The 20,821-nt window shown below is 64.4% G+C and carries 14 protein-coding genes and 1 pseudogene; 6 read left to right on the forward strand and 9 right to left on the reverse strand.

All coding sequences use genetic code 11. The features are described from left to right. Positions 1-47: 47 nt before the first annotated feature. On the reverse strand, positions 48-1,598 hold the full coding sequence (murJ, locus tag SO140_RS06385) for a murein biosynthesis integral membrane protein MurJ (RefSeq protein ID WP_449377708.1): 1,551 nt from the start codon (positions 1,596-1,598) through the stop codon (positions 48-50). A 185-nt stretch (positions 1,599-1,783) separates the two neighbouring features. Here murJ and SO140_RS06390 point away from each other — a divergent pair, with 185 nt between their 5' ends. After that, positions 1,784-2,797: an adenosine kinase gene (locus tag SO140_RS06390; protein WP_449377683.1), complete on the forward strand. Its 1,014-nt coding sequence runs from the start codon at positions 1,784-1,786 to the stop codon at positions 2,795-2,797. A 312-nt stretch (positions 2,798-3,109) separates the two neighbouring features. Here SO140_RS06390 and SO140_RS06395 read toward each other — a convergent pair whose 3' ends face one another. Both SO140_RS06395 and SO140_RS06400 read right to left on the reverse strand, forming a co-directional pair. Then, positions 3,110-4,804 (reverse strand): AMP-binding protein, encoded by a 1,695-nt coding sequence (locus tag SO140_RS06395; RefSeq protein ID WP_449377682.1) that lies wholly within the window; start codon positions 4,802-4,804, stop codon positions 3,110-3,112. Positions 4,805-4,920: 116 nt separating this feature from the next. Further along, positions 4,921-6,114: a serine hydrolase domain-containing protein gene (locus tag SO140_RS06400; protein ID WP_449377681.1), complete on the reverse strand. Its 1,194-nt coding sequence runs from the start codon at positions 6,112-6,114 to the stop codon at positions 4,921-4,923. 342 nt (positions 6,115-6,456) lie between these two features. On the opposite strand from SO140_RS06400, the pseudogene SO140_RS06405 reads away from it, so the two are divergent. Together SO140_RS06405 and SO140_RS06410 are read left to right on the forward strand one after the other, a co-directional pair. Further along, positions 6,457-6,815, forward strand: a pseudogene (locus SO140_RS06405) (hypothetical protein). Between the two features lie 239 nt (positions 6,816-7,054). Next, on the forward strand, positions 7,055-8,548 hold the full coding sequence (locus SO140_RS06410; RefSeq protein WP_449377680.1) for an NAD-dependent succinate-semialdehyde dehydrogenase: 1,494 nt from the start codon (positions 7,055-7,057) through the stop codon (positions 8,546-8,548). A 111-nt stretch (positions 8,549-8,659) separates the two neighbouring features. Here SO140_RS06410 and SO140_RS06415 read toward each other — a convergent pair whose 3' ends face one another. The 3 genes from SO140_RS06415 to SO140_RS06425 form a co-directional block, all read right to left on the reverse strand. Then, on the reverse strand, positions 8,660-10,876 hold the full coding sequence (locus tag SO140_RS06415; RefSeq protein WP_449377679.1) for an SLC26A/SulP transporter family protein: 2,217 nt from the start codon (positions 10,874-10,876) through the stop codon (positions 8,660-8,662). Positions 10,877-11,191: 315 nt separating this feature from the next. Then, on the reverse strand, positions 11,192-12,106 hold the full coding sequence (locus tag SO140_RS06420) for a phosphoribosylaminoimidazolesuccinocarboxamide synthase (protein ID WP_449377678.1): 915 nt from the start codon (positions 12,104-12,106) through the stop codon (positions 11,192-11,194). Positions 12,107-12,170: 64 nt separating this feature from the next. Further along, positions 12,171-13,088, reverse strand: coding sequence for a pirin family protein (locus SO140_RS06425; protein WP_449377677.1), 918 nt, complete (start codon positions 13,086-13,088; stop codon positions 12,171-12,173). A gap of 270 nt (positions 13,089-13,358) precedes the next feature. Here SO140_RS06425 and SO140_RS06430 point away from each other — a divergent pair, with 270 nt between their 5' ends. Together SO140_RS06430 and SO140_RS06435 are read left to right on the forward strand one after the other, a co-directional pair. Further along, positions 13,359-14,420: an AraC family transcriptional regulator gene (locus SO140_RS06430; RefSeq protein WP_449377676.1), complete on the forward strand. Its 1,062-nt coding sequence runs from the start codon at positions 13,359-13,361 to the stop codon at positions 14,418-14,420. Positions 14,421-14,563: 143 nt separating this feature from the next. After that, positions 14,564-15,991, forward strand: coding sequence for a serine hydrolase domain-containing protein (locus SO140_RS06435; RefSeq protein ID WP_474800879.1), 1,428 nt, complete (start codon positions 14,564-14,566; stop codon positions 15,989-15,991). Positions 15,992-16,210: 219 nt separating this feature from the next. Here the strand turns inward: SO140_RS06435 and SO140_RS06440 are convergent, their stop codons facing one another. Continuing rightward, positions 16,211-17,578 carry an MmgE/PrpD family protein gene (locus SO140_RS06440; RefSeq protein WP_449377674.1) on the reverse strand — a complete coding sequence of 456 codons (1,368 nt, stop codon included), beginning with the start codon at positions 17,576-17,578 and terminating at the stop codon, positions 16,211-16,213. A gap of 123 nt (positions 17,579-17,701) precedes the next feature. Here SO140_RS06440 and SO140_RS06445 point away from each other — a divergent pair, with 123 nt between their 5' ends. After that, positions 17,702-18,817 carry an FUSC family protein gene (locus SO140_RS06445; RefSeq protein ID WP_449377673.1) on the forward strand — a complete coding sequence of 372 codons (1,116 nt, stop codon included), beginning with the start codon at positions 17,702-17,704 and terminating at the stop codon, positions 18,815-18,817. Here the strand turns inward: SO140_RS06445 and SO140_RS06450 are convergent, their stop codons facing one another. Further along, a complete protein-coding gene (locus SO140_RS06450) occupies positions 18,818-19,306 on the reverse strand; it encodes a DUF2867 domain-containing protein (protein WP_449377672.1) in 489 nt (162 codons plus the stop codon). It lies immediately after the preceding gene. Beyond that, entirely contained in the window at positions 19,303-20,691 is a 1,389-nt protein-coding gene (locus SO140_RS06455) for an MATE family efflux transporter (protein ID WP_449377671.1), read from the reverse strand. The genes SO140_RS06450 and SO140_RS06455 overlap by 4 nt, the downstream gene beginning before the upstream one ends. Positions 20,692-20,821 lie beyond the last annotated feature (130 nt).

Raw genomic sequence — 20,821 nt, forward strand, 5'->3', positions numbered from 1 at the left:
TCGTTTCCAACAGCGGCGCTGCTCCGTCAAGTGTAATTCGCTGCTTCCTACGCGTCCTGGTCCAGATGCGCCGGCCGCCTCAAGGCGGCAAGCGCCTCGCGCCAGGAGGCAATGCCGAGCAGTTTCAGGAACAGGCCGTAGGCCACCAGGCCGCCTGTGATCTGGAGGCCGAGAACGATCAGCCCGAGCAGGCTGTGGCCGCCGGCGGGCGCGATGGCGGTCGCGAGCCAGAGCAGGGCGCCCATGAGAAGCGCGGCGAGCGCAATCCGCGGCAGCCGCTTGCGGGCGGCGGCGTCGACCGCGAAGCCGAATTCGGCGGCGCCTTTGCGAAGCAGCGAGAGCGCGCTGCTCCAGGCGCCGCACGCGATGCTCGCCGCGATACCCGTCGCGCCGAAGACATGGCCAAGCACCACGGCGAGCGCCACGGCGACCACGAACCCTTTTGCGGTAGCGATCAGCGGTGCCATCGTGTCGCCGCGGGCGAAAAAAGCCGGTGACAGCGCCTTGATCAGGACATGGGCGGGAAGACCCAGCGCCAGCGCCATCAGCGCGCTTGCTGTTGCCGCACTGTCGCTCGCGCCAAATGCGCCATGCTCGAATAGCAATCGCACGATCGGCTCGGCCAGCACGATCAGGCCAAGGGTCGCCGGCAGCGCGAGACCCGTGGCAAGCTCGAGCGCCCGCGATTCCGCATGCGCCACGGCGCTACGGTCGCCGCTTCCGGTCGCGCGCGTCAGCTCCGGCATCAGAACGGTGCCCATGGCGACGCCGACGATGCCGAGCGGCAATTCGATCAGGCGGTTGGCGAAATAAAGCCAGGAGACAGCTGACGGCGTTGCCGATGCGATTATGGCGCCGGCCACCATCAGCCATTGCGGGCCGGAGCTGGCGATCATGCCGGGGATCGCCTTGGCGAAGAAGCCGCGCATCTCCTTGTCGAAGGTGACGCGCAGGGGCGTGGCAAGGCGCGCGCTGCGCTGCGAGCCCAGCATCAACAGCTGCAAGAGGCCGGCAATGCCGACGGTCGCGGCAAGCGTCCATGCAGCGAAGACGGCATCGGCGTGCCCCAGCAGCAGAGCTGCGATCGCGGCGATCAGCGCGATGTTGAACAGCAGCGGCGAGAACGCGGTGAGCGCGAAACGGCCTTGCGCATTGAGCAGCCCCATCAGCACCGTGACCGGTCCGGCGAAGGCGAGGTAGGGCAGCATCAGTCGCGCGTTCGCCACTGCAAGATCGCGCGTGTTGCTTCCGGCGAATCCCGGCGCGATGATGGTGATGATCAGCGGCATCACCAGCGCGATGGCGATCGAGGCCACGATGAGTGCCGCGCTGATCGTCCCCAGCACACGGCCGGCGAAAGCCGCTGCGGCCTCGTCGCCGGCGCGCTCGCGCGTGCGCAACCAGGCCGGGACCAACGCCGCATTGAGCGCGCCTTCACTGAGCAGCCGGCGCACCACGTTGACGAGCTGGAACGCGGCGAGAAATGCGTCCGCGACGGCACCGGTCCCGAGCAGCGCTGCGATTAGGGAATCCCGCGCAAATCCCAGCAGCCGCGAGGCCAATGTTCCCGTCGAGACTGTCAGGAAGGAGCGGATCATGAGGCCTGAATACAATAGCGTTTTCGAGCGAAGTGGTCCCGGTTCGCGTGAAGAAAACGCGTCAAAAGATAACCCTTCGTTGCTTGCTCGCGCGGGGTCGGTCGTGATAGGCCGCGAGCCGGATTTTCAAGCAGTAGGAAGCGGATTTTCCGCCTAACCGCAATCAGGCAACGGGATCAAGGTGAATGGCTGACGCAAAATATGACGCCAAATATGACGTCCTGGGGATCGGTAATGCGCTGTTCGACGTGCTGGTTCGGACCGATGAGGCTTTTCTCGCCAAGCACGGCATGACCAAGGGCAGCATGTCCCTGATCGACGAGGCCCGTGCGGCCGCCATCTACAAGGACATGGGCCCGGCCACGGAAGTGTCGGGCGGCTCGGCCGCCAACACCATCGTCGGCGTTGCGAGCCTGGGGGCGCGGGCATCCTATGTCGGCAAGGTCAAGGACGACCAGATCGGCAAGCTCTATGTCCACGACATCCGCGCCGCCGGCGTCGCCTTCGACACGCCGGCCGCCAAGGATGGTCCGGCCACCGGCTGCTCCTACATCCTGGTGACGGCGGATGGCGAGCGAACCATGAACACCTATCTCGGCGCGGCGCAGGATCTGTCGCCCGCCGACATCGATCCGGCCGAGATCGCGGCCGCGCGCATCGTCTATCTCGAGGGTTATCTCTGGGATCCGAAAAACGCCAAGGATGCTTTCGTCAAGGCGGCGAAGATCGCGCATGATGCGCGCCGCAGGGTGGCGCTGACGCTGTCGGATTCATTCTGTGTCGACCGCTATCGCGACGAGTTCCTGTCGCTGATGAAGAACAGCACGGTCGATATCGTGTTTGCCAACGAGTCGGAATTACATTCGCTGTACATGACGTCGGACTTCGACACCGCGCTCAAGCAGCTCCGTAACGACGTCAATCTCGGCGTGGTCACGCGCAGCGAGAAGGGCTGCATGGTAGTGTCGTCGGAAGATGCCGTCGCGGTGCCCGCTTCGCCGATCGACAAGCTCGTCGACACCACCGGCGCCGGCGATCTCTTTGCTGCCGGTTTCCTGTTCGGTCTCGCGCGGGATCTCTCCTACAACCAATGCGGCCAGCTTGGCGCGCTCGCCGCCGCCGAAGTCATCCAGCACATCGGCGCCCGTCCGCAGGTGTCGCTGAAGGAGCTGGCGCAGCAGCGCGGGCTGACGGTGTAACGCGCCGTCATTGCGAGGAGCGAAGCGACGAAGCAATCCAGACCATCTCCGCGGAAAGACTCTGGATTGCTTCGCTGCGCTCGCAATGACGAGCTCGTGATACTGACGTTCCGCACACTCGCCGTCATCGCCCGGCTTGCCGCCTTCGCTGAAGCTCCGGCGAGCCGAGTTCGCGAGCCTCGTCGGAGCCTTGGCGGAGACGGGACCGGGCGATCCAGTATTCCAGAGACAGCGACGAATACGAAGAGGCCGCGGCGTACTGGATTCCCCGCTTTCGCGGGGAATGGCAGCGTCATTTTGATATGAGTGTCCTCACGCCGTTTTCGCCGCCTTTAGCCCGAGCCGTTGCTCCACGGCATCCCGCATCAAAAACTTCTGGATCTTGCCCGTCACGGTCATCGGGAATTCGTCGACGAATTCGACGTAGCGCGGGATCTTGTTGTGAGCGATCTGGCCCTCGCAGAAGGCGCGAACCTCCTCGGCCGTGAGCGTCTCGCCTGACCTGACGCGGATCCAGGCGCAGAGCTCCTCGCCGTAGCGTGTATCCGCCACGCCAAAGATCTGCACGTCCTGGATCTTGGGGTGACGATAGAGGAATTCCTCGATCTCGCGCGGATAGAGGTTCTCGCCGCCGCGGATCACCATGTCCTTGATGCGGCCGACGATGTTGCAATAGCCTTCGGCGTCGATGGTGGCGAGATCGCCGGTGTGCATCCAGCCATTGGCGTCGAGCACGTCGGCGGTCTTCTCCTCGTCCTCCCAATAGCCCAGCATGACGCTGTAGCCGCGGGTGCAGAGCTCGCCGCGTTCGCCGCGCTTGACGATCTTGCCGTCGAGATCGACGACCTTGACCTCGACATGAGGATGAATGCGTCCGACGGTGGAAACGCGGCGTTCGAGTGGATCGTCGATCGCGCTCTGGAAGCTGACCGGGCTGGTCTCGGTCATGCCGTAGGCGATCGTCACCTCCCGCATGTTCATCTCGGTGTTGACGCGCTTCATCACTTCGATCGGGCACGGCGCCCCGGCCATGATGCCGGTACGCAGCGATGTTAGATTGAACTTCGAGAACTCGGGATGATCGAGCTCTGCGATGAACATGGTCGGCACGCCGTAGACTGCGGTGCACTTCTCCTGCTCGATCGTGCGCAGTGTCGCGAGCGGATCAAAGCCCTCGCCGGGGTAGACCATGGCCGCGCCGAGCGTGACGGAGGCGAGGTTGCCCATCACCATGCCGAAACAGTGATAGAGCGGCACCGGAATGCAGATGCGGTCTGTCTCGGTGAGGCGCATCGCGCGTCCGGTGAAATAGCCGTTGTTGAGGATGTTGTGATGGGTGAGCGTCACGCCCTTCGGCGAGCCGGTCGTGCCGCTGGTGAACTGGATGTTGACGGGATCGTCGAACTGCAGCGACGCGCCGAGCGCGGCCAACTGTTCGCGGTGACGGGCGCCGCCCATGCGCGCGACCTCGTCGAACGGAATCGTGCCTGATACGGCGGGATCGCCGATCTGGATGACGATGCGCAAATCGGGGAGCCGCGCCGCTTGCAGCTGCCCGGGCCTGGCGCCGGCAAGCTCGGGGAGCAGCGTATTGAGCATCTCCATGTAGTTGCTGGTCTTGAAGGCTGTCGCGGTGACGATCGCTGCGCAGCCGACCTTATAAAGGGCGAATTCCAGCTCGCTGAGGCGGTAGGCGGGATTGATCGTCACCAGGATCAGTCCGGCCTTGGCGGCCGCGAACTGGGTCAGTGTCCATTCCGGGCGGTTCAGCGACCAGATGCCGATCCGTGCCCCGTGCTCAAGACCGAGCGCAAGAAAACCGGCGGCGAGCGCGTCGACCCGCTCGGCAAATTCCTTCCAGGTCCATCGCACGCCATGACTCGGCGAGACCAGCGCTTCACGATCGGGCCAGCGCCGCACGGCCAGGTCGAGGCTGCGGCCGATAGTGTCGCCGAGCAGCGGCGTATCGGAGATGCCACATACATAGCTTTCAGCTTTGTCCGCCAAGGTCGTGTCCTCCAGCCTGGTTCATGATGGCCGCGTGCCCCGAGGGCGAGGGCCTTCGGGGCACGGTACATCCTGTTCTCGGCGCGCGCGACAGGGCGCGCCTTAGACTTAAGGGGCTATGCCGCCCTCTGGCCGCTTCCGGCATCGAGCCCGGCATAGACGCCGCGCTCGAAGCCGGCGTAGGCCTCGAGGCACTCCTTATCGACGAATGGCAGGAGTTGCATCAGGATGACGCCCGTAACGTCGCGTGACGGGTCGATCCAGAAATAGGTGTTGGCAAGTCCGGCCCAGGCGAGGCTGCCGGCGCTGCGGCCTTCAGCAGTCTTGACCGTGTTGATGAGGAAGCTGAGGCCCCATTTCTTCGTCTGCTCCGGGTAGAGATCGACGTCGTTGGTGTACATCGGTGCCACGGACGTCAGCTTGGTGACGTTGAGATCGCCGATGTGGTTCTGGCTCATCGTCGCGATCGTCTCGGGCCGGAGCACCTGGTTGCCGTTGCCGCGGCCCTTGTTGAGGATCATCTGGGTGAACTTGATGTAGTCGCCGGCAGTGCTGTAAAGGCCGCCGCCGCCCATGTGGAATTCCGGGTTCTGTTCGATCTCGAACAGGATCGGCGCCAGCGATCCATCCTCGCCGCGTGCATGCGTGGCGACCAGCCGCTGGCGCATGTCGTCGGTGATCTTGAACGCGGTATCGCTCATGCCAAGCGGCGTGAACAGATTGTCGCGCAAGTAAGCATCGAGCTTCTTGCCGCTGACGGCCTCCACGGCCTTGCCGACGAAGTCAATATTGATGCCATATTCCCAGCGTGTGCCAGGGTCGGACATGATCGGCGTCTTCAGCGCGACGTTCTGGCAGGAAAAGATGTTCGGGGTCCCGGTCTTCTCCAGATATTGAGCGCAGTCGCCGTTCCACACGTTGTAGCAGAAGCCGGCCGTATGGGTCAGGAGCTGACGTAGCGTGATCGGTCGCGATGCCGGGCGCAGCTTCGGCGCGCCGCTGGCGTCAAAACCTTCGAGCACTTGCACTGAGGCGAGGTCCGGCAACACCGTGCTGATCGGCGCTTCGAGCGAAAGCTTGCCCTGCTCGACCAGCTGCATCGCACCTGCCGCGGTGACCGCCTTCGTCATCGAGGCGATCCAGAATACGCTGTCCACCGTCATCGCATCGGGCTTGGACAGGTCGCGTTTGCCGAACGCGCCTTCGTACAGCACGTCCTTACCGGTCGCGGCGATGGCGACGACGCCTGGAATGGCCTTCGCATCGCTCTTCTGGCGCAGAACCTGATCGATCTGGGCTTTGCTTTGCATGCGCGTTTCCTCCGGTTTGATTATTGTTGGAAGTGATCGATTGTCCTCCCGGCAACCACGTGCGGCAAGCATCTCAACCCCCGCGCCGTTCGCGATGTCGTGACTTGACGGCGGGTCACGTGCGAAGGACGACAGGCGAACCAAACTGCAACACCTCGTCACAATCGGCGGTGGATGACCGCACTTCGCCGAGACCTCGTAGGGTAACAGGCGGTATGCTTCGAACATACTGCTCTGAAACATTTTGTGCACCAAGGCGTTCAGAACACGGCTGAATCGACGCGGCCGGCCAAACAATTGATGCAAATCTTGGCGGCTTCGATGACCGCGAGGGGGCTTGAAATGATTTCGACCTGGAGCGAATGGAAGCGCTATCCCCGTGCTGGGCGGGGCGACAACCTCGAGGCGCCGATTTCGCCCGGCATTTACGAAGTCCGGATCGCCGGTACCGGCGCGCTATTTTCCTTCGGAGCGGTCGAGAATCTGGCGCAGGCTCTCGCACTGCTGCCGGTCGGCTCAATCTGGCGCAGGCTCTCGCACTGCTGCCGGTCGGCTCAAAGTCGTGGTTCGGCCGGCGCGACACCACGGCCGTGCCGGATCTCGAATACCGGACCTGCGCGACCTCGACCAAGGCCGATGCCAAGGCGGCCGCCGAGCACATGGTCGGCCGGCGCGAGACCTATATGAGCGGCGCAGCGTAGACCAACGACAAGACTGAGTTGGGCTGAGTTTCTGCCTACGATGCAGGACCCCTCCCGTAGGGAGAGGTTAAGAGATCGCGGCCAGGCTCAAGCAAGACAGGCTCAAGCAAGAATCGTCCTGCGCGGGCTTCGCGCTGCCCCCAGATTAGCTTGAAGCAGATTTGCGTTTGCGGGGCGATGCAAGATGCGCCGCATGCCCCTATATTCCGGGCCAATCCGACAGTCCCAGGAGCAACGTCATGACCCCGACCGCCGCCGCACGCGCCTCGCAAGCCACCTCCACCCTGCGCGACCGTCTCAAGGATCCCGCGCTGCTGCGCGAGGCCTGCTACATCGACGGCGCCTGGGTCGGCACGCCGTCGCGGCCAGTGACCAATCCGGCGAACGGTGCCGAGCTAGCCAAAATCCCCGTTATGAGCACGGCGGAGACCACGCAGGCGGTGAAAGCCGCCGAGCGGGCGTTTCCGGCCTGGGCCAAGCTGACGGCAAAACAGCGCTCCAATATCTTGCGCAAATGGTTCGAATTGATTGCAGCCAATCGCGAAGATCTGGCACTGATCCTCACCTCGGAGCAGGGCAAGCCGCTGACCGAGGCGCTCGGCGAGGTCGATATCGGTGGCGCCTATGTCGAATTTTTCGCGGAGGAGGCGCGCCGTGTCTATGGCGAGACGATCCCGACGCAGCGCCCCGATGCGCGCCTGCTTGCGATCAAGCAGCCGATCGGAGTCTGCGGCGCGATTACGCCGTGGAATTTTCCCTGCTCGATGATCACCCGCAAGGTCTCGCCTGCGCTCGCGGCCGGCTGCACCGTTGTGCTGAAGCCCGCGAACGAAACGCCGCTGACGGCGCTTGCGCTGGTCGCGCTCGCCGAAAAGGCCGGCGTGCCGAAGGGCGTATTCAATATCCTCACCGGCAATTCGTCGGCCATCGGCAAGGTGCTGTGCGAGCATCCCGCCGTGCGTTTCGTTGGCTTCACCGGCTCGACCGAGGTCGGCAAGATTCTTTATCAGCAAGCCTCCGTCGGTGTGAAGAAGCTCGGCCTCGAGCTTGGTGGCAACGCGCCCTTCGTGGTGTTCGACGATGCCGATATCGATGCCGCGGTCGAGGGCGCAATCGTCTCGAAATATCGCAACATGGGCCAGACCTGCGTCTGCGCCAACCGCATTTACGCCCAGGATAAGGTCTACGACGAGTTCGTCGAAAAGCTTTCCAAGAAAGTCGCTGCAATGAAGATCGGCGACGGCACCGAGGCCGGCGTGGTGCAGGGCCCGCTGATCAATCTGGAAGCCGTCGACAAAGTCGAAAAACACATTGCGGACGCGGTGAAGGGTGGCGCGAAGATCGTCACCGGTGGTAAGCGCCATGCGCTCGGCGGCAGCTTCTTCGAGCCGACGGTGCTCGCCAACGTCAAGCCGGACGCACTCGTTGCGCATGAGGAGACCTTCGGCCCGCTCGCGCCGGTGTTCCGTTTCAAGGACGAAGCCGAGGTGATCACGATGTGCAACAACTCGCCGTTCGGTCTCGCCTCCTACTTCTATTCCCGCGACCTCGGCCGCGTCTGGCGCGTTGCCGAGGCACTGGAGTCGGGAATGGTCGGCGTCAACACCGGCCTGATCACGACGGAAGTCGCGCCCTTTGGCGGCGTCAAGGAGAGCGGTCTCGGCCGCGAGGGTTCGCATCACGGCATGGAAGAATATGTCGAGATCAAATACGTGATGATGGCAGGGGTGTAGGCCTGTAGCCGCGGAGGGAGTGCCGTCGCCGGGATGGAGCGAAGCGAAATCCGGAACGTTCGAGCCTCGTGCGAAAGCCCGGATTGCGCTTTGCTCCGAGCTACGCCGGCCTTACCGGCGCAGCACCGCAATGGTCCTGTTTGCAAAGCTAAGCCGCTCGGCCATGACCGAGACGAAATAGGTCAGCAGCTTGTGGCTGAGCTCGGGGTCTTCGTCCCTGATCGCATCGAACTGGTGCGTGTTCAGCACGTACAGCACGCTTGCGACCTCGGCCTGGATGGTCGCGCTGCGCGGCGTGTGCGACACCAGCCCCATCTCGCCGATCGTGGTGTAGCGGCCGAGGCTCCGTACGCGCGTGGTCCGGTCGTCCTCGGCAGGGACCATGATGCCGACGCGTCCGTCGAGGATGAAGTGCATGGAATCGGCGGGGTCGCCGGCGTGCACGATGATCTCCCCGGCATCGACCTCGAGGCGCTGGCAGCGGCGGATCAGCTCGTCGGCGTCCCGTTCGCTATCGAGAATCCGCGCGAACCAGTCCCGCAAGTTGGCCTCTTCCTGAGCGAGCCCCTGATGTTGCGAGATGATCTCGTTCTCGCACCATTCCAGCGCATGATCGAGCTCGGGAATGATGGTGACGCCTTCGCTGATGAAATCGCTGGACCGCAGCACCTTTTCGGCCGCGGCCGACAGATGCACCAGGATCAGCTCGACGCCGAGGTCGCGCGCGCTGCGCTTGATCTGGGCAAAACTGTAGGCGGCCGAGGAATCGACGCCGGTCACGAGCTTGAAGTCGAACAGCAGATAGCGGCACTCCGGCCGCTCCCCGAGCAGGCGCTTGACGTGCTGATAGAGCCGGTTGGCCGAGCCGAAGAACAGGTAGCTCTGGAGATTCAGGCCCTGGATCGTGCCGCCATGGGCCAGTAGCACGTCCTGATCGTCCCGCGAGCGGTCGAGCGAAGAGCGGTATTCGGAGCCGTCAAAGCTGTATTTGATCGACTCCACCCGCGCCGCGCTGAACGCGAATGTCAGGCAGCCGATGATCACCCCGATCAGGATGCCCGGCACGAAGCCCCAGATCACGATGATCACGATGATGGCGATCAGCGACAGATATTCGAGCTTCGATAGCCGCTTGCGCGACTCGATGATCCATTTGTGGAGCTGATCGGCGCCGAGATAGAGCAGAAGGCCGCCAAGCACGAATTTCGGCATGAACCCGAGCAGATCGGGCGCGATGGCCAGCATCAAGAGCGACATCGCCGCGACGGTCAGACCCGACAGGCGTCCGCGGCCGCCGCTGCGGAAATTGAGGATCGAACGGCTGACCGAAATGCAGCCGGCATAGCCGGCGAGCGCTCCGGCCAGGATGTTGGCCGCGCCCGTGACGTTCAGCTCGCGCTCGAGATTAGCCTCGCGATGCACGGCGACCTCGATACCCGTGGTGTTGAACAGCGTGCTGGATGCCGTGACGAAGATCACGGCGACCACGTTGCCGAGCAGGTCCGGCACGGCCGGCCAAGGATAGCGGACGAGACCGTCGGTATGCCAGGGCAGCATGAAGGCGGCCGGCGGCGGAGGCTCGAAGGTCCAGCCCATGGCGCGCGCGTCCTCCGGCGAGATGCCCGCGATCCAGAACGCCACATGTGCCGTGAGCATGCCGCCGACCAGGATGATCGGCAGTCCGAACGGGCTGCGCGAGCGATGCCAGGTGAAATACAGCACCAGCGCCATCGCGCACGCCGCCCCCAGTTCCGACAGCATGATGCCGCTCGTGAAGCCCAGCAGCGTCCCGAACTGCACCGGATGATTGGTGATGACCCGGATGGCGCCCATGACGATCAGAAGTCCGGTGGCGCCGAGGAAGCCGCCGACCACGGGAAAAGGCACGGAGCGGATCGCGCGGCCCATCCGTGTCAGTCCCAATCCACACAGAGTGAGTCCGGTCAGAACGGTCGACAGGCCGAGCGTGATCAATACGGACGAGAGCAATGGTGCTGGCAGATTCGCCGTCTCGATGCGTTCGACCAGCGAGGCGGCCAGGATTCCCGTCACCGCGGCGGTGGAGCTGTCCGGTGCGGCAATCGCAAAGGGCAGAGAGCTTCCGAATCCGATGATGGCCGCAAGCACGGCGGAGCTGATGAAGGTCGCGGCGATTCCGTAGGACAGATAGGGGGAGAGCGGACCGGCGAAGATCAGCAGCGCATAGGAAAGCCCAAAGGTGACGGTCAGGACACTCGCTGCGCTTCCGCCCAGTATATCATTCAGCGCACGCTTGATGGCCGGATCGAATCGAGCGGCCGGACTGTAGGTGATTGCTGGATCTGTCACGCCCTTGTGCTCGCCCCTGAAAATTTCCGTCCGAGACGTAGACGACTGCGAGCCTAGCGCAAAAGGATTTTTGCAAATATGAAATCGCCAACAGTTTCGGGCGATCTCTCGATGTCGTCCTGGCGAAAGCCAGGACCCATTACCCAGGGAGAAGTCGTGGAGCGAAATCGGTTAACCGCGAGTCTTCGCCAAACCCTGTCCTGTGGTAATGGGTCCTGGATCAGCGCTCGCTCTGCTCGCTTGTCCAGGACGACAGTGAATGTGAATGGCGGTCAACGTCGGAGGGGCGTCCTCGCCCGATGACTTGCGACCGCGCTAGATCTTCAGCTCTTTTCCCGTCATCCGCCGATACGCTTCCAGATATCTCTTGCTCGTCGCCTCGACCACGCTTGCCGGGAGCGGCGGGGGCGGGGCGTCGCCGTTCCAGCGGCCGGCGCGGCGTTCGACATCCAGGTAGTCGCGCAAGGGCTGCTTGTCGAAGCTGGCCTGCGGCTGGCCTGGCCTGTAGGCGTCGACCGCCCAGAAGCGCGAGCTGTCCGGCGTCATCACCTCGTCGATCAGGATGATGCGGCCGTCCTTGTCGCGGCCGAACTCGAACTTGGTGTCGGCGATGATGATGCCCTGCTCACGCGCGAGCTCCTCACCGAGCGTGTAGATCGCGCGCGTCATGCTCTCCAGCGTATGGGCGACCTCGTCGCCGACGATCTCGCGCATCCGCGCGATCGTGATGTTCTCGTCATGGCCGGTCTCGGCCTTGGTCGCCGGGCTGAAGATCGCAGGATTGAGTTTTTCACTCTCGACGAGGCCTGCCGGCAGCTTCTCGCCGGCGAGCGTGCCGGACGCCGCGTATTCCTTCCAGGCGGAGCCGGAGATGTAGCCGCGGATCACGCATTCGATCGGAAACACGGTGGTGCGCTTGCACAGCATCGCGCGGCCGAGGATGTCGGCGCGGTGCGCTTTCAGCGCTGGCACGGCTGCGATGATCTCGTCGGTGTTGGCGCTGATGACGTGATGCGGCACCACGCCCTCAAGCTCTCTGAACCAGAAGGCGCTGATTTGCGTGAGCACCGCGCCCTTCATCGGGATGGTCTCGCCCATCACGACGTCGAAGGCGCTGATACGGTCGGTGGTGACGAGCAGCAGGCGATCGTCATCAACGGCGTAGATATCGCGTACCTTGCCACGCCCGATCTTGGGGAGCGGCAGTTCACTGGTCAGCATCGTGGTCATCGGCAGGGCCTTCAGGCAGGAGATCTTAGGGCCGCGCGACAGCGCGGCCCAGGATCGGGATAGCCTATTCCGGCAGCGGAATGAATTCGTGTTCCTGCGGAACCGCCGCGAAGCGACCGGTTTTCCAGTCCTGCTTGGCCTGCTCGATCCGCTCCTTGCTGGAGGACACGAAATTCCACCAGATGTGGCGTGGCCCCTCGAGTGCATCGCCGCCGAGAAACATCATCCGCGTCGGCCTTACGGCCTTCACGGTGATGCGATCGCCGGGCCGGAAGATCAGCAGGCGCGGCCCCTCATACCGTTCGTTGGCGATCTCGACCTCGCCGTCGACGACATAGATCGCGCGTTCCTCGTGATCGGGATCGAGCGGCACGCGCGCGCCCGCCACCGCCGTGACCTCGGTATAGAACCAGGGCGAGACCATCGTGACCGGCGATGTGATGCCGAACGCGGAGCCGGCGATCACCCGCGCGGTGAAATCGCGCTCGGAGATCATCGGCAGATCGCCCGCGGCGTAGTGCTGGAATGACGGGGCGATCTCTTCCGATGCCGCCGGCAGTGCGATCCAGCTTTGCAACCCCAGCATCTTCTGACCCGAGGCGCGCTGCGTATCGGGCGTGCGCTCGGAATGCGCGATGCCGCGGCCTGCGGTCATCAGATTCATCGCGCCGGGCTGGATCTCCTGGATGTTGCCTTCGCTGTCGCGGTGCATGATCGCGCCGTCGAACAGATAGGTGACGGTGGCAAGGCCGATATGCGGATGCGGCCGCACGTCCATGCCCTTCCCGGAGACGAATTGCACCGGTCCGAAATGATCGAAGAAGATGAAGGGCCCGACCATCTGCCGCTTGCCATGCGGCAGCGCGCGGCGGACTTCAAATCCATCGCCGAGATCACGGGTGCGCGGCACGATGACGAGATCGAGCGCATCGCATGTTTTGGGATCGCCGAGCACGGGATCGTTGTCGGGCATCCAGCTCATGGTGGACTCCTTTTGGCTTTCTTGGGCGCGAGCCTAGCAGGAATTTGCAGCGCCGTCGCGACAAAGGCCGGCCACAAACTCCACTGTCATCGCCAGGTCCGGTCTCCGCCAAGGCTCCGACGAGGCTCGCAAACTCGGCTCGCCGAAGCTTCAGCGGAGGCTGCAAGCCGGGCGATGACAGTGTGCGTGGGGGATGCGGATGGTCCTTGAAAAAGCCGGTGTAACGAACGATGTTCGGCCGATCTCAACCGTGATCGACCGCAGCATTCGATGACAACAGCCGCTCTCGAGCTCGCCTTCCGCTCCGCCAGCGTCGCGCTGCTGCTGGTGCTGGCTGCGTCATTGGTCGCCGATTTCCGCAACGTGCTGGCGGGGCGGCTCGGTGCTGCTCTCGCACTGGGCTTGGCCGCGCATGCGGTGAGCTATTCGGTTGGTGTCACGTCTCGGATCCCGGCATCGCATGCGCCGCTAGTTGCGCTATCGACCGGTAACATCGTCGTGTTCTGGCTGTTCACGCGCGCGCTGTTCGACGACGAGTTTCGCTTAAGCTGGTGGCACGGATGGGTCTGGGCGCTGGTGACGGCGTTCAGCTTCGCAGGCTGCGTCTGGATTGCGCCTGGCGGCCACGTACGGTTTTCGGTGACGGTGGTCAACCTGATCGTGCTCGGCTTCATCGCGCTTGCGATTGGGCAGACGATCGCCTCGTGGCCGGCCGACCTGGTCGAGCGCCGCCGCCGCGTTCGCGTCTTCCTCGTCTGTGCCGGCGCGCTCTATGGCGGGGTGAATGCGCTGCTTCAGATCTCCGTCGCGGGTTATCGCGTCGGCGATGCCGCCGATACGATCAATGCCGGCGTGCTCGCCTGCATCGTCGCGGCCATCGCCTACGCCATGATGCGGGTCGATGCCGCCGATCTGTTTCCGGTTGTCGCCGAGGCCGCACCGGCGGTCATTTTCCGCCCGCAAGCTAGCGAAGACGCCGCCGACCAGAAGCTGATCGACGCCCTGATGCGGCTGATGGCAGACGAGCGGATCTACCGCCAAGAGAACATCACCATCGGCGCGCTGGCGGGCCGGCTCAAGATTCCGGAATACCGGTTGCGCCGGCTGATCAACCAGCGGCTTGGCTACCGCAACTTCAATGTGTTCCTGAACAACCACCGGATCGAGGAAGCCAAGGCCGCGCTGGCCGATCCCTCGCAGGCCGAAGTGCCCGTCATCACCATCGCGATGGATGCCGGCTTCCAGTCCCTCGGCCCGTTCAACCGCGCCTTCAAGGCGGTCACGGGCGTGACACCGACGGAATATCGGCGCCTCAAGGCCGATGTGGCTTAGTTTTATGCCTTTGAAATCACAGGATAACTCTAGAATCGGCCAGGTCCGATCAGTTTCAACCTGGTCATTTTCCAAATCCGGCGAGCTGCCATCGGCCCGCTCTGGTCCTTCTCCGGTATTCGCCCCAAAGCCGGAGAAAGCCCGTGACCCGCCGCCGCAAGATCGTCCTCCTCACCACCGCCATTGCCTGTACAGGCCTCGCGCTCGCCGCGGCGAGGGCCCGTGACGTGCCCAAGGTTGCGACTGGCTTCATCGCCCACACGCTCTGTTCGGAGACGTTCGTCTCCGGCCTCGATCCCAGCCGCAATCTCGCCGAGACCACGGATGCGATGCCGGGCGCGGGCCCGCTCACCTGGGCGATGGATTTTCAGGTCGATCGTGCGCGCAAGGACGTGACCGTGTCTCTGTTCGGCATCGGCCGCAGCCATGCCGTCTATCGCGAGGGGCTCGGCTGCACGCTCGAGCACGGCCAGGGGATCACCGACGTCGCGTTGTCGCCGGATGACAAGCAGCCTGCCTTGCTGCCGGAGATCGCCGGCCCGGGACTGGTGGCGCCGCAAAGCGAAGGACTGTCAACCGCGCTCGACCGTGCCTTCGCCGAGCCAGCGCAAGCGCCTTATCGGCGCACCCGTGCGATCGTTGTCATGAAAGCCGGCCGCATTATCGCCGAGCGCTATGCCGATGGCATCGGACCGGAGACGCCGCTGCTCGGCTTCTCCATGACCAAGTCGGTGACCTCGGCGCTGACAGGCATTCTGGTGCGCCAGGGTAAACTCAAGCTCGACGGGCCCGCGCCGATCGCCGCCTGGCAGAGTCCGGACGATCCGCGCCATGCCATCACCGTCGACCAATTGCTGCGCCACACCGCCGGGCTCGCGCTCGGAAGCTCGTTGCAGGCGTCGCTCGGCTCTGTGCTCGAGCCGGTCAACACGATGAAGTATGCGGAAAACGACATGGCCGCCTTTGCCGAGCGCGCGCCGCTTGCGACCGCGCCGGGCACGGCCTGGAACTATCACGACGGCAACTTCCTCATCCTCGCGCAGCTGATTCGCAATGCCGCCGGCGGTAAGCCCGCAGATGCGCTTCGCTTCGCGCGCCGCGAACTGTTCGCGCCGCTCGGCATGGTCAACGTCATGATTCAGCTCGACGGCGCCGGCACGATCGAGGGCTCCGGCGAAATGCTGGCGTCGGCACGCGACTGGGCGCGCTTCGGCCAGCTCTATCTTGACGACGGCGTCGTTGGCGGCAAGCGTATCCTGCCCGAGAGCTGGGTGAACTATTCCGCGACGGCCACGCCGAACGGCTGGGTCGGCATCGGCGCCGGCTTCTGGACCAATCGTGGCGACAGTTTTGGCGCGAACTACCGCATCGAGCACGGTTGGCCGTGCGATGCCTTCTTCGCCAAGGGCACGATCGGGCAATATGCGATCGTGATCCCGTCCGAGCGCCTGGTGATCGTGCGCCTCGGCCGCTCGCCGAACTGGCCGCCGGAGGTGGACGGGGTGTTTCAGCTTGTAAGCGACGTGGTTGCGGCGACGCATGACAAGGCGAAGATGGCGGGTGGGAACTGAGCTGGCGAACTCCTCTTCCCTTCTCCCTTGCGGGAGAAGGTGGCACAGGCCGCTTTCGTCGGCCGTTCTTAAGAGAATGGCGCCGGATGAGCGGTTCTCTCCGCGAACTCAATTGTGAAAGGTTCACGCGCGGAGAGAGACCCCTCACCCGGCTTCGATGCTTCGCATCGAATCCACCCTCTCCCGCAAGGGGAGAGGGTGTGTCAGCGCGGCGCTAACTCACTGCCTCCCCAGCTGCGTTGCCTTCGCCACGCGATCGAACCGCTCCAGCGATAGGATCGCATCCGCGAATTGTTCAGCGCGTGCATTCAGCACCGGGCGTGCCAGCGTCAAGAATTTCTGTTGCATTGCCTGCGCGTCAGGGAATGAGGTCGGTTCGCCGGATGGGTCGGCGTGCAGTCGCTCGTGCACACCGTCGTCGGTGGTGATGCTGACGCGCGCGCCGAACGGATGGACGCGGCCTTCCAGCCGCGAATCCTGCACCACCTCGAACTTGTCGGCGAGCGCGTCGATCGCGGCATCGCCAAGTCGTTTGTAATCGTCCCAGCCGAAGCTGCCCTGGTCGAGCGCAAGCGCGCCGGTGAAGAACATCGAGAACTGGCCCCCGACGATCGAGCGCGGGTGCCGCTTGGTCGGGGCATCGCCGGTCAGCGTGATGCCGTTGCGGTGCAGGCCGATCTCGACACGCTTGACCTGCTCGGGCGTCAGATTGTGCTCGCGCCGCATCGCGATCAGCGCGTCGATTGCGGCGTGGGTATAGCGGCAGCTCGGATAGGGTTTGACGCCGATCTTCATGGTCTCGTAGCTCTTGCCGAGTTCGGCGACGGCCTTGTCCGGATGCGCGTCGTCGGTGTAGCCGACGAGCAGGCCGTGCTTGCCCTCGACCGATTCCGTCGAACCCACGAAATCGTTGCGCGCCAGCGTGGCGGCGATCACGCCGTTCATCGCGGCGGCGCCGACCTGATAGCGCTTGTTCCAGGCGCCGCTGAGCAGAAACTGCAGCGAGCCCGCGGCCTGGCTGCCGGAGACGCCGAAGGCTGAGATGATCTGCGTCTCGGAGAGGCCGAACAGCTTGCCGGCTGCGGCCGCCGCGCCATAGGTGCCTGCGGTCGCGGTCGGATGAAAGCCGCGGGCGTAGTGCGAAGTCGGATCGAGCGCGTTGCCGAGCCGGCAGCAGACCTCATAGCCCGCAACGATCGCGGTCAGCACGTCGCGTCCGGAGGCGCCGACCATCTCGCCGACCGCGAACGCGGCCGGCACCACCGGCGCGCTCGGATGCAGCGAGGAATCGGCATGCGTGTCGTCGAAATCGAGGGAGTGGCCGAGGGCACCGTTGAGGAGTGCGGCGACCGCCGGCGTCCAGGTTTTGGTATCGCCGAACACGGTGGATTCGCCCTTGCCGTCGAGCGCCAGCGCTTCCAGCATCTTCAGCAGCGACGGCGTCGATTCCGCCTCGCGCCGTGCGCGAATGGCGCTGCCGAGGAAATCGAGCGTCAGCACCTTTGCGCGCTCAAGTACCTCCGCTGGAATATCCTCATATTTTAGCTTGGCGACATAGGCCGCGAGCGTTGCGGTTTCGTGGGCCATCGTGTTTCCTCGTTTTGGCCGGCAGGGTAGGCGGGCGGATTTCCCCTTTCAAGCCGCCTCGCGGCCACGGGTATCAGCTATGCTTTTGGTCGGTTGACGAGGATGGGACCGGGACGTTTGACGATGGTAGGCGTAAGACAGCTGTTCGACCGGCTCTGGTTGCGAAAGACCCAGTTGGGGCTGGCGGTCCGGGTCACGGTGGCCGCCACCGCCGCCTATGCACTCGCCACCGCGCTACACCTGTTGTTGCCACTCTGGGCTGTGCTGACGTCCATCATCGTGACTCAGATGAGCGTAGGGCGCTCGCTCAAGGCGACGCGCGACTACATGCTGGGCACGATCGGCGGCGCCGTCTACGGCGGCGCCATCGCAATCCTGATCCCCTATTCCGGCGAACTGGGCCTGCTGTGTTTGCTGGTGCTGGCCGTGGCGCCACTTGCCTATATCGCGTCGATCTATCCGAATCTGAGCTCTGCAACGGTGACGGCCGTAATCGTGCTTGTGCTTCCGACCATGCATCATGCCGATCCCATGGCCTCGGCGATCGATCGCGTCAGCGAGGTTTCGGTCGGCGCCGTGACGGGGCTGCTCGTCTCGTTCCTGGTGCTGCCGTCGCGCGCGGTACGGCAGATTCGCGCGAGCGCTGCCAAGCTGCTCGAGCTGATTGCGGAGGCCTTTACCGAACTGCTCGCGGGTCTGACGCGCGGCCGCGACAACGATGCGTTGCATCGGATTCAGGACGGGATCGGCGCCGCAATGGTCGGCATGAATACCATTGGTGCCGAAGCCGAGCGCGAGCGTTCCGCGCGATTGTCCAGCGGACCGGATACCGGCCCGTTGCTGCGCACGATCTTGCGGCTGCGCCACGACGTCGTGATGATCGGCCGCGCGACCGTGGTGCCACTGCCCGTCGAGGTGCAGGTCAGGCTCGCGGCACCCCTGACAGAGGTCAGCGCGGCGATCGTGCGCTTCCTGAAGTCGGCGGCCGACGCCATGCGCGAGGGTGCCGGCGCGCCGCCGATCCACCCCGTGCACGTCGCGCTCCAGCACTATGCCGAGGCGGTTGCCGCCGTCCGTCAGGACGGCGTGATCCGCGGACATCCCGGCGACACCGCGGAGCGCTTCTTCGCCCTCGGCTTCTCGCTGGAGCAGATGCACCAGAATCTCTGCGACCTCGATCGCGTCATCGGCGAGTGGTCCGAAGCTGTGGCCGATGGGCCGGTGAAAGCGGCGGAATAATTAGCGGACCGGCTCCTCGATCCTTCCCATCATGCCGCGGGCCACGAGCTTGTGGAACGGTGTGATGAGCATGAGGTAGGTCCGGCCGAGGAAATTGTTTGTCTTCACCAGAGTGGTCACGGTGACCTGGCGGCTCGCTGCATCCCCGGCCACGTCGACGACAATGCGAAAATCGAGGTGAGAATCGTCGAAGCCGGCGACCAGCCGCTCGGGCGTCTCGCTCAACACTGGAAACAGGCCGATCAAGCCGCCGGGCGCAGGTGCGCCTTCGCCCGATTTTTTCAGCCCGAACGGCGTCACCAGAATATTACGCAGGCGCACCAGCGCATCGACCCAGCGTGGTCCGTTCAAGACCATCCGTGTGCAGGCCTCACGGGCGTTGACTGCCGCGGTGCCAATGTCGACGCGAAAGGCGTCGATGAACTGCGCGCCTGACAGCACCGTGCCGGTATCGACGTTCGGGGTGATTTCGCGAACGGGACTTGTCATCCCGGGATTTTGCGCGTCAGCATCCGAAAGCGCAAGATCAAGAGGCCGGCATAGACGAACGATCCGATCGACAATCCGATCCAGACGCCGACCGCGCCGAGGCCGGCGTGGAAGGCGAGAACCCAGGCGATCGGGAAGCCGACGCACCAATAGCCTATTGCCGCGAACACCAATGTCATCTGGGTGTCATTGATGCCGCGCAGCGCGCCGCCCATGATGGTCTGCAACGCATCGGCGATGAAGAAGGTCGCGCCGACCAGAAGAAGCGTCGCGGTCAGATTGACAGTCGGTGCGCTCGCCTCGCTGCTTCCGAAGAACAGCCGTCCGAGCTCATAGCGGCCGAGGATGATCGCAACCGTCAGCACCGCGACGAACGTAATCCCGAGCAGGGCTGCGACGAGACCCGCGCGTCGGACGCCCGCCGGGTCGTCGCGGCCGAAGGCGTGGCCGACCCGCACCGTCGCAGCCATGCCGATGCCGAGCGGGACCATGAACAGCACAGCCGTGACCTGAAGCGCGATCTGGTGCGCGGCCAATGCGGTGGTCGAGATCAGGCCCATCAACAGCGCCGCCGAGGAGAACAGGCCGTATTCCAGCAACAGCGAGAACGAAATCGGCGCGCCGATCACGATCAGCTGGCGCATCAAGGGCCAGTCGATCCGCCAGAGATGCGCGAGCGGATGATAGTCGGCGAACGGCTTGCGCCACGCCGCAATGGCGAGTGCTGCGAGAAAGGTGCCGAGATTGACGAGCGTGGTCGCAAGCCCCGCGCCGAACAGGCCGAGCTTCGGCAAGCCGAACAGGCCATGGATCAGGCAATAGACCAGCGCGAAATTCGCGGGGATCGCCGCCAGCGTGATCCATAGCGGTGCCTGTGGCCGGTTCACCGCGCTCATCATGCTTCGCAGCGCGATGAAGCCGAGCGCCGGCGCAATGCCCCAGGCCAGACCGTTCAGATAGCGCTGCGCGAGCACGGCCGAAGGTGGCGCCTGTCCGAGCGCGATCAGTATGTGCTCGCCATAAAGCGGCGAAGCCATCATCGGCAGCGAGATGAGGAACGCAACCCACAAGCCCACGCGCAAGGAGCGGCGGATGCGTCTGACGTCGCCGGCGCCGAACGCCTGGGCTGCCAGTGGCGATACGGCCGCCATCAAGCCGAGCCCGAAGGTGAAGCTGACGAAATAGACGGTGTGCGCAAGTGCCGCAGCTGCGACGGCGTCCTCGCCGAGCCGCCCGATCAGTGCGAGATCGCTGGTGATCATCGCGATCTGCCCGAGCTGCGTCAGCATCATCGGCACTGCCAGCCGCAACGTCTCGCCGAATTCATCGGCGAGGTGGTTTTGCGCGGCGAGCTGCTGCGATGGGCGGCGGACGGTTTCGAGCATGGCCGGCCGATAACACAGCCCCACGTCGAAAACATGGCCTCCTCTCGTGTCCCGGACCGCAAAGCGCGAGCCGGGACCCAGAAGCCACGGGCACGGGCCTCGCAACATGGGCCCCGGCTCAGCAGCGCAT

This window comes from Bradyrhizobium sp. UFLA05-108 (assembly GCF_059803455.1).

What these genes read in the sequence shown, in the direction of transcription:
- SO140_RS06425 (WP_449377677.1), bottom strand. Translation starts at nt 13,088, where the DNA reads ATGAGCTGGATGCCCGACAACGATCCCGTGCTCGGCGATCCCAAAACA.
- SO140_RS06410 (WP_449377680.1), top strand. Translation starts at nt 7,055, where the DNA reads ATGACCCCGACCGCCGCCGCACGCGCCTCGCAAGCCACCTCCACCCTG.
- SO140_RS06455 (WP_449377671.1), bottom strand. Translation starts at nt 20,691, where the DNA reads ATGCTCGAAACCGTCCGCCGCCCATCGCAGCAGCTCGCCGCGCAAAAC.
- SO140_RS06390 (WP_449377683.1), top strand. Translation starts at nt 1,784, where the DNA reads ATGGCTGACGCAAAATATGACGCCAAATATGACGTCCTGGGGATCGGT.
- SO140_RS06440 (WP_449377674.1), bottom strand. Translation starts at nt 17,578, where the DNA reads ATGGCCCACGAAACCGCAACGCTCGCGGCCTATGTCGCCAAGCTAAAA.
- SO140_RS06450 (WP_449377672.1), bottom strand. Translation starts at nt 19,306, where the DNA reads ATGACAAGTCCCGTTCGCGAAATCACCCCGAACGTCGATACCGGCACG.
- SO140_RS06445 (WP_449377673.1), top strand. Translation starts at nt 17,702, where the DNA reads ATGGTAGGCGTAAGACAGCTGTTCGACCGGCTCTGGTTGCGAAAGACC.
- SO140_RS06400 (WP_449377681.1), bottom strand. Translation starts at nt 6,114, where the DNA reads ATGCAAAGCAAAGCCCAGATCGATCAGGTTCTGCGCCAGAAGAGCGAT.
- murJ (WP_449377708.1), bottom strand. Translation starts at nt 1,598, where the DNA reads ATGATCCGCTCCTTCCTGACAGTCTCGACGGGAACATTGGCCTCGCGG.
- SO140_RS06420 (WP_449377678.1), bottom strand. Translation starts at nt 12,106, where the DNA reads ATGACCACGATGCTGACCAGTGAACTGCCGCTCCCCAAGATCGGGCGT.
- SO140_RS06430 (WP_449377676.1), top strand. Translation starts at nt 13,359, where the DNA reads ATGACAACAGCCGCTCTCGAGCTCGCCTTCCGCTCCGCCAGCGTCGCG.